The following is a 15,373-nucleotide window of genomic DNA, read 5'->3' as shown; positions in this document are numbered from 1 at the left end:
ATGCTAAAGAAAAACACAAATAATTATGCCTGGGTGCTTGTTGGATTACTGTGGGTAGTGGCATTATTAAATTATATGGACAGACAAATGCTATCGACCATGAAGCCAGCAATGCAAATTGATATTGAAGAGCTCCAATCGGCTACCAACTTTGGTTATCTGATGGCAATCTTTCTGTGGATATACGGTTTTATGAGCCCTGTTTCAGGAATTATAGCTGATAAATTCAATAGAAAATGGCTAATTGTAGGTAGTCTATTTGTTTGGTCGGGAGTTACATTTTTAATGGGCTATGCCGAAACTTTTAATCAGATCTACTGGTTAAGGGCGATAATGGGCGTTAGTGAGGCACTTTACATTCCTGCAGGGCTATCTTTAATCGCCGATTTCCATTCACCTAAAACACGATCTTTGGCTATAGGTATTCACATGACAGGACTGTACATGGGCCAGGCCTTAGGTGGTTTTGGAGCAACCATTGCCGACAAGTTCTCATGGCAATCTACCTTTCATTGGTTCGGAATAGCGGGTATTGTTTACTCGTTTATCTTAATCCTCTTTTTAAGAGAGAAAAAGGTAAATGATGATGAAATGGTATCCGATAAAATTATAATTAGCACTAAACCCTCGCTTTTTAAAGGATTGTGGTTGCTGTTTACAAATATTTCCTTTTGGATTATTCTGTTTTATTTTGCAGTTCCAAGTTTACCCGGTTGGGCGGCAAAGAATTGGTTGCCTACATTATTTGCGCAGAATTTAAATATTCCAATGGCCACTGCCGGGCCACTGTCAACCATTACAATAGCGGCTTCTTCCTTTCTAGGGGTAATATTTGGGGGTATTTTGTCTGATAAATGGGTGCAGAAAAACATTAAAGGGCGTATTTATACCAGTGCAATTGGTTTGGCATTAACCATTCCATCCTTATTATTACTGGGCTTTGGCCACTCACTCTTTCATGTTGTGGGAGCGGCTATTTGCTTTGGTTTAGGCTTTGGAATGTTTGATGCCAACAATATGCCCATTCTTTGTCAATTTGTTTCGGCCCGATATAGGGCAACAGCATACGGATTGATGAATATGACGGGCGTATTCTTCGGCGCTTTTATTACCGATTTGTTAGGCAAATCTTCTGATGCCGGCAGCCTTGGTAAAGATTTCGCAATGCTTGCAGGGATTGTGGTCATTGCATTGGTTGTTCAGCTTTATTTTTTGCGTCCACAACATAATGATTTTGTTGATGCGTAGTAGTTTGATAGTTAAATAGATTGATATAAGATAATGACACAGAGAAATATAATGAAAGCTATTCTGGTAATGATTATTGTATTAGGCATTACCTCATGTAGCAAAAAAATATATACAGAAACAGGTGCAAACGCTATAAAAATTAGCACTGTTTCTACAGAGAACCCAATATTTAAAAGAATAGAGGCAAATGCTTACCTGCGTATTGAGGTAAACATACCGGCAGGAAATCATGAAATTGCCTATAACGCCATTTCCGGATCTGTCAATAAAGAAGTAATAAAAGATATAGCTAAGCTAGAAATATATCAGAGTAATGAAAAACCTGACTTTAACAGCGCTAAATCAATTGGAAGCACTGTTCCTTCAGGCAATAAATTTACAATTCCTTTTGATGTGAAATTAAAACCAGGTATTCATTATTTCTGGCTTAGTGTTGGCTTAAAGAACGACGCCAATATAGATCACAAATTAGACCTGAATGCAGGCTTCTTTACAGATTTATCTGGCTTAGCTTATAAGATTAATCAAAATAAACATACACCTAACCCTTTTGGTATTGCATTGCGTAAGCCTAAAGATGAAAATGTGCATACCTATCGTATCCCGGGAATTGTAACTACCAACAAAGGTACCCTGATTTCGGTTTACGATATCCGCTATGATCACAGTGGTGATCTTCCGGCAAACATAGATGTAGGTATGAGCCGAAGTACTGACGGCGGTAAAACATGGGATGCTATGAAAACCATTATGAACATGGGTCGTGCAGATGAAAACAGCGGTGTAGGCGATCCTTCTGTTTTGTTTGATCCGGTTACCAAAACCATATGGGTTTCGGCTTTATGGAGTAAAGGAAATCGTTCTATTGCAGGTTCTGGTCCAGGCCTTACACCCGAAGAAACAGGACAATTTGTGGTAACCAGCAGTACTGATGATGGACTTACCTGGAGCAAACCTTATAGCATAACTTCACAGGTAAAGAATCCGGAATGGAGATTATTTTTCCCTGGACCAGGAAATGGTATTGCTATGTCAGATGGCAAGATTGTTTTTCCTGCACAATATTGGGATGCTCAAAAAATGCCGCATTCTACATTAATATATAGTGATGATCATGGTAAATCATGGAACAGCGGTATCGGTGCAAAATCCAATACCACCGAAAGCCAATTGGTAGAAACTACTCCAGGAACCATTATGCTAAATATGAGAGATAACAGAGGAAGCTTTAGAAGCGTCGCTACTACTACCGATATGGGTAAAAGCTGGACAGCACACTCAACCTCTTATAATACACTTGCAGACCCTGTTTGCATGGGAAGTTTTATTAAAGCAAAAGTTAAGGTTAAAGGGGTATTGAAAGACGTGTTGTTCTTTAGTAATCCAAATGTTTCCAAAGCACCAAGAAGGAATATCACCATTAAAGCTAGCTTGGACATGGGCGAAACATGGATGCCTGCCAATCAATTATTAATAGATGAACGCGATTCTTTTGGCTATTCTGCGCTTACTAAAATCGACGACAATACCATTGGTATTTTGTACGAAGGCATCAGCAGTTTACTATTTGTAAGGGTTCCGGTAAGTGATATCATTAAGTAATTATGTTCAGGAAAAGGTCAATGTCGCTATTTGTACTGCTATGGTCACTTGGATTAACCTCGTACAGTCAGGAGGTACGGGTAGCCTGTATTGGTAATTCAGTAACTTTTGGCGCCGGTCTCAAAAATCCTGCAAAAGAATCTTACCCTTCGGTATTACAGGATTTACTTGGGCAAAAATATGGGGTTAAAAACTTTGGCCTAAGCGGAGCTACACTTTTAAAAAAGGGACACAGGCCTTATTATAAAACAAAACAGTTTCAGGATGCTGTCTTGTTTAAGCCTGATATTGCAATTGTACACCTTGGTTTAAACGATACTGATCCCAGAGATTGGCCTGAATTTAAAGGCGATTTCAAATCAGACTATTCATGGCTATTGGATACACTTAAAAAACAAAATCCCAATGTAAAGCTATTTATATGCAAACTTACACCCATATTTAACGGCCATCCAAGGTTTAAATCTGGTACACGCGATTGGTATTGGCAAATTCAGGAACAAATTATTGAAATAGCTAAGGCTAACAATACTGGCTTAATTGACCTAACATCGGCTTTATATAACAGACCCGATTTGTTTGCCGATAATCTGCATCCCGATAAGGAAGGAGCAGCCATCATCGCAAAAACTGTTTACGGAAACCTTACCGGCAATTATGGCGGACTTGAACTTCCGGAGATCTTTACGAATCATATGGTGCTTCAGCGCAATAAACCAATAAGTATATATGGTACAGCAAATAGCAGTGAACAGATAAAAGTTTTGTTTAATCATAAACAGCTTACCGCAGTTGCTGATAATTATGGCAAATGGAGGGTTCAGTTTACCGAAATGTCACATGGCGGACCATATGAGTTAAGTGTGCAATCAGGCAATAAAACCATTTCTTTAACAGACATTCTTATTGGCGATGTTTGGCTATGTTCAGGGCAGTCGAATATGTCATTTACCTTAAGCGCGGCTAAAACAGGGAAAGTAGAACTAGCTCAAATTAAAGCAAATAAGGTAAGGTTATTTAAGTTCAATCAGTACGTGGAAACAAATGATGCCCCATGGAATGCCAAAACGCTGAAGCAAGTTAATGCACTTAAATACTTTTCAGGAAGCTGGACGCCAACCACTTCAGAAACAGCTGCAGACTTTTCTGCAGTAGGATACTATTTCGGTAAAAAAGTAGCAGAAGAATCAGGCGTGCCCATTGGTTTAATACAACTTGCCGTTGGTGGTTCAACTATAGAATCCTGGATCGACAGGTACACTATGGAACACGATGAGCAACTTGTTGATGTGCTTACAGACTGGCGAAAATCTGATTTTATACAGGAGTGGGCCAGAGGTCGTGCCGATGTTAATCTTAAAGAAGCATCAAATCCTAAACAGCGTCATCCATACGAACCTGTATATAACTACGAAGCAGGTATAGCCAAGTTAACTCAATTCCCTATAAAGGGTGTAATATGGTATCAGGGAGAAAGCAATGCCCAAAATGTAGATTTATATAAACATACATTTCCTGTATTAGTGCATAGCTGGCGCAAAAAGTGGGGCTACGATTTTCCCTTTTATTACGTGCAACTTTCAAGTATAGATCGCCCGTCATGGCCTTATTTCAGAGATGCTCAGCGTAAGTTATTAAAGGACATACCTAATAGTGGTATGGCTGTAAGTTCCGATGTTGGCGATTCTTTAGATGTTCATCCAAATATGAAAATGGAAGTTGGGCAACGACTAGCACTTTTAGCCCTTAAAAACACTTATCACAAGCCTATAACTGCTAATGGCCCTGGCATATCAAACCATAAACAAGAAAAGAACAATATCATACTTTCATTTACAGAAGCTAAAAAACTCTCTACGCGAAACGGAGAACCCTTAATCGGTTTTCAATTCACAAACCTAAAAGGATATCGCATTACTGCAAAAGCCACTATAATTAATAATAAGGTGATTTTAAAGATTCCACACGGTGAAACCATAAAAGAAGTGCTATATGCATGGGAGCCCTTCACCCGGGCCAACCTGGTTAATGAGGCAGGTTTGCCGGCTTCAACTTTTTCAATTCCATTAAATTAAAATATTTCAAAATGAGTTATACTGTACAAGATTTACAGAACCTTAAAACATTCTATCATAATCAGTTATTAAACGATACGGTTCCCTTCTGGTTTCCCAGATCTATAGATACCGAATACGGTGGTTATCTGTTAATGCGCGATCAGGATGGTAGCTTGATTGATGATGATAAAGCCGTTTGGATACAGGGTAGGGCAGCCTGGTTACTTTCAACCTTATACAATACAGTAGAACAAAAACAGGAATGGTTAGATGGGGCTAAATCAGGGATAGATTTTTTAAATAATCATTGTTTTGATACCGATGGGCAAATGTTTTTTCATGTAACGCGCGATGGGCAGCCTATTCGTAAACGCCGTTATTATTTTTCCGAAACCTTTGCGGTAATTGCCAATGCAGCCTATGCTAAAGCTAGCGGCGATGAAGCTGCTGCGGCCAAAGCCAGGTATTTATTTGGTAAATGCATTGAGTATTCAACTACACCAGGTTTATTGCCTGCAAAGTTTGCCGGCACAAGACCAACAAAAGGAATTGGTGTTCCAATGATTATGATGAACACTGCGCAGCAATTACGCGAAACTATTGGAGATCCGCGCTGTAATGAGTGGATCGATATATGGATCAAAGAAATTGAAACCTTTTTTGTTAAAGATGATATTCAGTGCGTTATGGAACAGGTAGCGCCTGACGGTAGCATAGTTGATCATATTGATGGAAGAACCTTAAATCCAGGTCACGCAATTGAAGGCGCATGGTTCATACTACACGAGGCTAAATACAGAAATAACGATCCGCATTTAATAAAGCTAGGTTGTAAAATGCTCGATTATATGTGGGAACGTGGATGGGATAAGGAGCACGGGGGCATTTTATATTTCAGGGATGTATACAACAAACCTGTTCAGGAATACTGGCAGGACATGAAATTTTGGTGGCCTCATAATGAAGTGATCATTGCTACATTGCTGGCATATACCATAACCGGCGATGAGAAATATGCAAAATGGCATAAAATGGTTAACGATTATGCCTATCAGCATTTCCATGATCCTAAAAATGGCGAATGGTTTGGGTATTTACACCGCGATGGTAGCTTAGCCCAAACAGCTAAAGGAAACTTATTTAAAGGCCCATTTCATTTACCCAGACAGGAATGGTATTGTCTATCTTTATTAAACGAACACTTAAAATCATAAACCAATATGATTAAAACATTGCTAATATTTTTGCTGGCTTTAAACATCAATGCAGTTGCACAAACAGCTGAAAAACCTTTAAATGAGAAGCCAGCATTAATTCCAATGCCTCAGCAAATTGAATGGAAAAAGGAGTGGATTGCACTTAAAAATTATAAAGGAATAGTTGTTGAAAGTGCTTCTTTACAAAAAGAAGCAGAGCTATTACAGCGGCAACTGAAGGAACTTGGCCTGATAATTCCAATTAAAAAAAGTGCTGCCCCAAATAAACCCAGTATTGTTTTGGAATTGGGAAAGGTTAGCACACTAGATTCTAGCTCAGAAGAAGCATATAAACTCAACATCACTGCCAGTGCAATAACAATCACCGGCGCAGGTAAGGCAGGTTTATTTTATGGCCTGCAAACATTAAAGCAGCTAATTGATAGTGGCAAAAATGTAAAGGCATGCAACATTACAGACTGGCCTTCTTTTTCGTGGCGGGGCTATATGATTGATGCAGGCAGGAATTATCAACCTATGGATTTGCTTAAGCAGCAAATTGATGTTATTGCAGCATATAAGCTCAATATATTTCATTTTCATTTTACAGAAGATATTGCATGGAGGTTAGAAAGCAAGCTATATCCACAGCTAACTGCTCCCGAAACCATGCTTCGCAATAAAGGCAAGTTCTATACTCAAAAAGACCTTAAGGAATTGATTAGTTACTGCAAAGCGCGTCATATTACAGTAGTTCCCGAAATAGATATGCCGGGGCACAGCGCGGCATTTAAAAGAGCCATGAAAACAGATATGCAAAGCGATAGCGGGCTGGTTATTGTAAAGAACATCTTAAAGGAATTTTGCGATACTTTTGATGTTCCCTACCTGCACATCGGAGCAGATGAAGTAAAGATCACCAATAAAAATTTTCTGCCAGAAGTGATTTCCTTAGTTGAAAAACAGGGAAAAAAGGTAATAGGCTGGGAGCCGGGGGGTGAGTTTACAGAAAGCACCATCAGGCAGTTATGGATAGAAGACGCTACAAAGGTTAGCGCCAATCCTAAGGTAAAATATATAGACTCGCGCCATTTATACATTAATCACATGGATCCTCTGGAAAGTGTGGTGTCTATATTTAAGGGGAAAATTGCCAATCTGGACAAAGGGAATGATGCAGCTTTGGGTGGCACCCTTTGCGTATGGCCAGACCGACGGGTAAACAAACCCGAAGATGTATTTATGCAAACATCCGTATATCCTGCGGTGCTGGCTTTTGCCGAAAGGAGTTGGCGTGGGGGCGGACAGCCAGATTGGTTAACCTATGTAGGTTTAGATGGTTCCAAAGAAGTTAATGTATTCAAAGAATTTGAGCATCGTTTAATAAAGCATAAAAATCGCTACTTCTCAAAAATGCCGTTTCCATATCAACCACAGGCACATTTGAAATGGAAATTCTACGGGCCTTTCAGTAATCAGGGTGATCTTACCAAACAATTCTATCCTGAAGAGACAAATGATATTGATACCAGCAAAGCAGCATTAACTGCTTTTGGTGGTACTTTTATTCTAAGGCACTGGTGGGGTCCTCTAGTGAAAGGACTTCTAGAGAAGCCCGAAGAAAACACTACCTGGTATGCTACCACTAAAATTTGGAGTGATAAAGATCAATTACAGAACTTCTGGATTGGTTTTAACAACATCTCCAGGTCTTACGCGTCAGACTCACCCAATGAGGGAACCTGGGACAACAGAAAAAGCCAGGTATTGGTAAATGGTAAACTCATTCCACCACCACAATGGAAGCAGGCAGGAGCAAAAGGCAATCTGGAATTGCCTCTTATCGATGAAGGATATGAATACCGCGAACCAACAAAAGTTCATTTAAAAAAAGGCTGGAATACCATCCTAGTTAAATTACCTGTAGGCTCTTTTAAAGGGAAAGATTGGCAAAATCCGGAAAAATGGATGTTTACAGTTGTACCTTGGCTTTAAATTTGATAGTCTCAGCAGTATTACATAAAAGGTGATTCTCTGTATGATTAAAAACTACAAACTTCTATTATATCTATCCCTGATTTTTTTTAGTTCTTGTTCTTCTGTTTATATGCCAAATGTGCCCAATACACCAATGTTAAGCCAAAAAGGAGAGTTTAGCGGTGGCGGTCACATCTCTTTTCGAGGCAATGCAAGTTTAAATGGTGCGTATGCAGTTTCAGATCATTTTGGTGTACTATTTAGCGGGGCATATATGAACAGTGAAAAGCACAGCAAAGATTTTAAACACAAATTAGTAGAAGTTGGTGGTGGATATTTTAACACCTTTGGCCCCGAAAATAACAGGATTCTAGAAATATATGCCGGTTATGGTGGTGGAAAAACAAACAGAGCTTTCAGAACATTTGATGATAATGACATATTAACAAATACTGATCTCGAAGAAATCACCTACAACAAAACATTTATACAGGTAAATTACAGTTCTAAGAAAAGCAATAATCTGCGCTTATTCGGTACCGATTTTCCTATAAATTACGGAACAGCATTACGTATCAGCAGTGTACAAATGAAAACATTTATGCGCAATTCAATAGGCCAGGTCAGAGAAGGCAATACTTTTTTAGAGCCAATTTTCTTTACCAGAATGCGTTTGAGTGATGCCGTACAATTGCAGTATACATCAAGCGGTAACTTTGGACTCAACAGCCGTAAGTTTATGAGCGCCGGTAATTCGATATTTACCATTGGCGCTGTTATAAATGTTGGCGGTAAAAAGTCCAAAGAATAGCTATTGCTCTTTTTTCTTTAACGTCGAAAGATATTCAAGCAAATCAGAGAATTCTTGTTTTGTCATGCTTTCATGCAGTCCATCGGGCATCATTGAACCTGGAACCTCTTTTATGGAACTCACATTAGCTGATTTTAATTTCTGACTAGCTCCACCAGGGTACTTCAATTGAATATCAGATTCGGTTCTGCTAGATACAATACCAACAAGACTAGAACCATCTTTCATGTCCAGTTGAGAAGTTTCATAACCAAAACTCACACCTGCAGATGGCCTTACAATAGCATCAAAAAGACCCTCTTTTGGTAGCTTAGCGCCAATTTCAGACAAGTTTGGCCCAAAATCTAATCCTTGTCCATTCGCTTTGTGACATATGAAACACGCTTTGTTAAAAACAGCTTTTCCCTTTAATGCATTTCCTTTAAAAGCAATGATCTCATTAAAACTAACCATTGTTCCTTTTTTTGCTTCATCAGCATTAGAACCCGGTAAATAGGTTTTTGCTTCGTCATACAATCCTTTAACACCAGATCCACTTACACCTTTTACCGCAAACGGAATTAAATCTGCAGGCAATGCCTTTGTTTTTAGCATTTCCAAGACTTTAGTTTCTCCAATCCGGCTTTTGCCCAACATTTCAACAGCTTTTTGGCGCATCGATTTATCATTAGATGTGCTTGCTACCGCACCAGAAAGTATAGCTATAGATTCTTTATTCCCAACAGCACCAAGTGCTTCAAAAATAGGTGTGATTTTATTAACGTCTTTATTTCTAATTACATCTTTAATACGCTCAGTATCTTTAAATTCAATTAAAAGTCTTGCCGCATCAACACCAACAGAATTATTTCCATTGGCAATTACCATCTCTAATAATTTAGCACCTTCCGTTTTAATTTGATATCTCGCTATCAAATTAACATATTCTGAGGTTCCCGATTTTGAATCGAGTAATTTCTTTAAGGCATTTAATGATGAAGGGGAATTTGCTACCTCTTTAGCATCCATTAAGCTAAGTATAATGGAAGACGTTGGCAGATTGGTGTTTTTATCAAGCATCGACAGTAAAGTCTTAGTTTTTTCAGGTGCAGCAATAAAGTCAAACGCACGGAAATACCTGAGTCTTTTATCTAAAGGGGTACTTTGATCGGAAGCTAATTTTTCAAGAAAGGGTAGGGCTAATGCCGTTCTCGATCGCCAGATGATATCTTTTCCTCCTGCGCTCGATAATGGATCTTTTGTTTCTTTTAAATATGCTGCTAAATAAGTATCCCATTGCTTATCTGCACCAATACCTAAGGCTTCCAGATACCACCTATCCGTTCCGTTGTGTTTCGTTGCCAGCTTAGCCCATAGTTCAGCTGCTTCGGCTGCCTTGTTATGTCTAAGGGTTATCGCACACTCCCTTAAAACCTCCGCATTGGTTTCATTGACCAATTGCCTTACATAATCAATTGGATTTAATTTCGTTTGTCTAACGGCTCTTAAAGCAGTAATACGGATGTCTGGGTTTTTATCATTAATGGCCTCGTCTAAATATTTCTTTGAATCAGATGATTTAGATAAAATCCATAATGCCCTGGCCCTCATCCGCTGATTGGCTGTTGAGTGCCATAATTTATTTAGTGCCGGGATGGCTTTTCTATCCATTGCAACCAAGGCCAGATAAGCATGTCTGCGGACTGCTAAATTCGGATTCTGTAACGCCTCAATGGCGCCTTTAGGCGTGTCGAAATTAAATTTAGGAACAACATACTTTGATGCCAGGGCCGAAGGAGCAACCCTATAAATGCGTCCGCGTTCAAGGTCACCAACTCTGTGGCCGCCAACTCCAGGATCATACCAGTCGGCAACTATTAATGAGCCATCAGGAGCGATACAAACATCTGCGGGCCTAAACCACTGATCTTTGTCATTACTTAATATATTAATGATCTCTGCTGAATAACCAGCTCCGTTTTTCTTTACGGGATATGATCTTACAACATTATGTCCGGGTTCCGAATGAATCATTTGGTTATGAAACTGAGTTGGTAATAATGAACCTTCGTAAATTAGTATTCCAGTAGGAGATCCTGAGCCTGTTTGCAAAAGGTTTGGAACCACACCTGGGTCATTTAAGTGCCAGTGACGTAGCGGAATAGAGTCTTCCATATTAATACGTTCTGAAGGCCAATATGCGCCCGTCATTTCATCCTTAAAACCAAAATTACCATGCTCCATTACATAGTTTATCCGAACACCTTTATTGCCATCATCGTCATTATCACTTTGCCACACCGTGCCGTAACTATCAACTGCAACCTCAAAAGGATTTCTAAAATTGTGTCCAATAACCTCCACGTTAGATCCATCCGGGTCGCATCTAAATACCATGCCTTCTTTATATTTTTTAGGACCAATTTCGTCACCATCCTGGTCAAGCACTGTCTTGTTGTTTTTATCCTTTAGCGTTTGCCCCATATTTCCAAAATTGAAATATAGCTTTCCATCCGGACCAAAAGTAAAAGTATGGATGCCATGATCATGCTGCTCGCCGCCAATTCCCTGAAACAGGATTTCTTTGCGATCTGCCTTATCATCACCATCATCATCATAAAAAACCCACACATAAGGGCTTTGCGAAACAATAACCCTGTTCCCCAGTACACATATACCTAATGGTGCATTAATTTCAGCACCCTGATAAAAAGTTTTGCTTGTTTCCAGATGCCCGTCGCCATCCTTATCCTCTAATATTAAGATCCTGTCGCCTTCTGGTTTGGGCTTATTATTGTTGATCTCAAACCTGTAATTATAGGCTTCAGTAACCCAAACCCGACCTTTTTCATCTACATCAATATTAGTTGGGTTTATTAATGTAGGCTCAGTTGCCATGGTTTGAACATGCAAGCCTGGAAATGTACGCAGTCCGGCCAGACTATTGCCGGGCAGGTGTTTTGCTGATTCTGTTAAAGGAGAATCAATTTGCACCTTTAATCCTGATCTCTGCTCACTAACAGCAGGAGTACATGTTTTTAAAAGCAATACAGGTTGAAATAGAACAAAAATAATCTTGGTAGCGAACAGTGAGGTTCTGGTAAAATTAATGGCCATTCTTTTACGGTTTAAAGCGATTTATTTTTCAAATATGAATTAACTTATTTAGATAGATCGCAGCATATTTGGTAAGCGAATTTATAAAAAAGATCTAATAAAGCAATCGATTGCTTTAATTTTATTTAGATAGCAGAATAGTGAAGATTTTAATAATAGAGGTAGGTAAGAAATGAATACTAAAGAAAAAAAGGCTGTATCATATTATGATACAGCCTTTTTTTCTTTGCAACGTCATCTCGATGCTAGGAGAGATCTCTTGGTTATTCCAATTTGCTTTGCAGCTATTTGATCAAGAGATCTCTCTCTTCGTTCGAGATGAAGATCGCTTTAAAAATTATCGCTTTAAATAGGCTTCACGGTTATCGATTTTAAAAGAGGTCTGTCTTTTACATCTTCACGAGCAGCCTTAACCACTATATAAACATCATGGAATTTACCATCTGTTACAGGGCTTATAGATACACCTGTCGAAGCAGAGCCTTGTTTTCCAATTACTTCACCATCTTTACCGCCCAATCTGATCTCAACACTGTAATCAGCATCTGCGTTAGCCAATCCAAAATTAAACGCGGCAACATTAGTCAAGTCGATACCTTTTAACTTAACCCAGCCAGTTTTTTCAGGGAATATCAACGATTGAACTCCATCAGCATCTTTGCGTCCGAAATCTGATATATCCTTAATATCATTAGCATATATAACATTGCTTCTTAAATTAATCACTTTAGTATTCGCTAAAGGTTTCAAACCGGCAGCACCTAAATCAGAGTAAGTCGCTTTAAGATTTAAAACAGATTTATCTTTATTGGTTTCTGTCGGAGGAACGATCTTACCTGTTGCAGGTAAAGAAGGACCAGTTGTCGACTTAGCGCTTAAAGTCAAAATCCATTCTGCAATTTCCTTAACATCAGAAGCCTTCATGGTAGGGTGGGCAGGCATTGGAACTTCGCCCCAAACACCTTTACTACCATTAATTACTTTAGAAGTAAGGTAATCTGCCGCTTTGGTTTTTGTCTGATATTTAGAAGACACCGCAGTAAATGCCGGGCCAATTGATTTTGTAGAGATTTTATGGCAGGTACTGCAATCTGCTTTTAGCATTATTGCCTTACCAAGAAGCGACTGTGCAGCCTGCTGATGGCCTAATTTAGCTCCAGCCATATCCAATCCTTCAGTATAAGTATTTGATACATAGATTCTGCTTTTATTTACAGCCGCGCCTTTGTCCGAAACCGATACCTGATAATTGATTGGTTTACCCGGGAAATAAAAGCTCTTGTTTCCGGTTAAAGTGATATCAACTTTAGGTTCTTCGTTCCCTGCATATACTATTACAGTGTTACTTTTTGAAGACGCTTTATCTTTATCAATTACCTGAACGCTAATTGCATATTCACCTGCTTTTGCAAATGTATATTGTAGTTCTGGAGAGGTAGTAGTTTTTTTAATACCCTTTCCTAAGTTCCAAACATAAGTTAGCGCATCACCATCAGGATCCGTTGCATCTACCTTTGCTACAAGCTTATATGGTAATAAACCGCTCGTTTTCTCAATTTCAAGATTCTTTACAATAGGAGGTCTGTTACCTGCCATATAATCAATTCTTACAATACCAGCGTCAGGATTTTTTGTAAACCATCCTTTACCATATTCAAGAATATATAATTTATTATCAGGGCCAAGTTCCATATCAATAGGAGCAGCTAAAGAAATTTCACCTAACATTGGCTCCATGCTTAAATAATCTCCTTCTGGCGACATAGTAACAGCTTTTACCCATCCACGGATCCATTCATAGATAATCAATTTACCATCATAATAAGAAGGATATGGCGAGGCACCTGGTCTTGAATAATAAACCGGACCAGCCATTGCTGTACGGCCACCGGCACCAACCTGAGGGAACTCTTTAGATTCTCCGTAAGGATACCATATAAAAGCCGGTTGAGCAGGAGGAAGGGTAGATAAACCAGTATTATTTGGTGAATTATTTAAACCAGCTTTAGGGTCAAATGCTTCTCCGTTTTTACCGTCTGTATAATCATAAGCTTTATAAGGATAGTTATTACCTATAAATAAAGGCCATCCAAAGAACCCTGCTTTACGAGCCTGGTTTACCTCATCATAGCCTCTAGGCCCTCTTAAAGCGTCATCATTAGAGGCATCAGGTCCAACCTCGCCCCAATATAAAAAGCCTGTTTTCTGATCTACCGATATTCTATAAGGATTTCTGTTTCCCATTACGAAGATCTCAGGTTTGGTTTTTTCCTGACCTTTAGGGAACAAGTTACCATCAGGGATATCGTAAGTACCATCCTCTTTAATTTTAATTCTAAGTACTTTACCTCTTAAATCATTGGTGTTACCTGCAGATCTTCTGGCATCATACTGCTGAAAACCCTGACGGTTGTCTAGCGGCGCATAACCGTTGTTTACGTATTTAGATTTTGGCGCATCAAAAGGAGTGGAGTTATCACCTGTTGATACATATAGTAAGCCACCAGGTCCAAAAGCAATGGATCCGCCAGTATGGCAGCAGATTTCGCGTTGCGAGTAAAACTCAAGGATAATCTTTTCAGAAGCGGTGCTTATTTTATCGTTTACCAGTTTAAAGCGCGATAACCTGTTCACCGAAGGCTTTACCGGACTATAAAAAGCATACACGTATTGGTTCTTTGCAAAGTTAGGGTCAAGTGCTATACCTAATAATCCTTCTTCAGCATTAACATCAGGTGTATTTAATGTTTTAGAATATACCTCAAGTTTACCGGCTTCTTTAAGTGTTTTTGTGCTGTTCTTAAATAGCATGATTTCACCACGGCGCTGCGACACTAAAATATCATAGTTAGGCAATACTGCCAATTCAGTAGGCTCAGTAAGTTGCCCCTTAAGCAGGCTTACTTTAACAAACCTGTTCTGGTCGGGGGTATCAATTCTAAATTTTGATTTGAACTTACTCTGCTTAAGGTCATTTAGCAGCAAAGTATCTGGTTTTTTTGTTCTGGTTAATGGCGGCAGTAAACTGATCGCAATACCAGAAATTAACAATGCAAAAGAAGTTTTCATTAAAAGTTATAATTATCGTGTGTTGTTTCGAGGACTAAATATAAATGAATATTTCATAAAACAAATATATTTTACGCAATCGATTTCCAAACTTTTTTGAAAACACATTTTACAGGCTTGTTCAGCCCAAATCTATTCAGAATGTGACAACTCCTTGTTCACACGTTAGTGTTAGAATTACACATGGTTGTTAGTGTTACTAATACACCTATTAAAGAACTCCATTATTTTTCTGACAAAACACGGAAGAAAATTGTTTTGCTGATCTCCCATAAAAAATGACGTTTTTCTAAAAACTGTACTTTTTTTACAAC

At 38.9% G+C, this 15,373-nt stretch carries 8 protein-coding genes; 6 read left to right on the top strand and 2 right to left on the bottom strand.

The window, feature by feature from the left end; translation table 11 throughout:
* From AC1DDK_RS16440 to AC1DDK_RS16415, 6 genes are all read left to right on the top strand, one after another.
* A complete protein-coding gene (locus AC1DDK_RS16440; RefSeq protein ID WP_288879378.1) occupies positions 1–1,248 on the top strand; it encodes an MFS transporter in 1,248 nt (415 codons plus the stop codon).
* A 33-nt stretch (positions 1,249–1,281) separates the two neighbouring features.
* Positions 1,282–2,853, top strand: a complete 1,572-nt coding sequence (locus tag AC1DDK_RS16435) for an exo-alpha-sialidase (protein WP_337716276.1) — start codon at positions 1,282–1,284, stop codon at positions 2,851–2,853.
* 20 nt (positions 2,854–2,873) lie between these two features.
* Positions 2,874–4,928 carry a GDSL-type esterase/lipase family protein gene (locus AC1DDK_RS16430; protein ID WP_337716274.1) on the top strand — a complete coding sequence of 685 codons (2,055 nt, stop codon included), beginning with the start codon at positions 2,874–2,876 and terminating at the stop codon, positions 4,926–4,928.
* An 11-nt stretch (positions 4,929–4,939) separates the two neighbouring features.
* Positions 4,940–6,124, top strand: coding sequence for an AGE family epimerase/isomerase (locus AC1DDK_RS16425; protein ID WP_172663011.1), 1,185 nt, complete (start codon positions 4,940–4,942; stop codon positions 6,122–6,124).
* Between the two features lie 6 nt (positions 6,125–6,130).
* Positions 6,131–8,101, top strand: coding sequence for a beta-N-acetylhexosaminidase (locus AC1DDK_RS16420; RefSeq protein ID WP_288879375.1), 1,971 nt, complete (start codon positions 6,131–6,133; stop codon positions 8,099–8,101).
* Between the two features lie 136 nt (positions 8,102–8,237).
* Complete coding sequence (locus tag AC1DDK_RS16415) at positions 8,238–8,894, top strand: hypothetical protein (RefSeq protein WP_246269708.1); 657 nt, start codon at positions 8,238–8,240, stop codon at positions 8,892–8,894.
* On the opposite strand, the gene AC1DDK_RS16410 is transcribed toward AC1DDK_RS16415, so the two are convergent.
* Together AC1DDK_RS16410 and AC1DDK_RS16405 are read right to left on the bottom strand one after the other, a co-directional pair.
* Positions 8,895–11,990, bottom strand: coding sequence for a PVC-type heme-binding CxxCH protein (locus tag AC1DDK_RS16410; protein WP_288879374.1), 3,096 nt, complete (start codon positions 11,988–11,990; stop codon positions 8,895–8,897).
* Between the two features lie 345 nt (positions 11,991–12,335).
* Entirely contained in the window at positions 12,336–15,059 is a 2,724-nt protein-coding gene (locus AC1DDK_RS16405; protein WP_288879373.1) for a PQQ-dependent sugar dehydrogenase, read from the bottom strand.
* Positions 15,060–15,373 lie beyond the last annotated feature (314 nt).

The organism is Pedobacter sp. 05T44, assembly GCF_056395985.1.
This window is presented reverse-complemented; position numbering and strand designations above follow the sequence as displayed.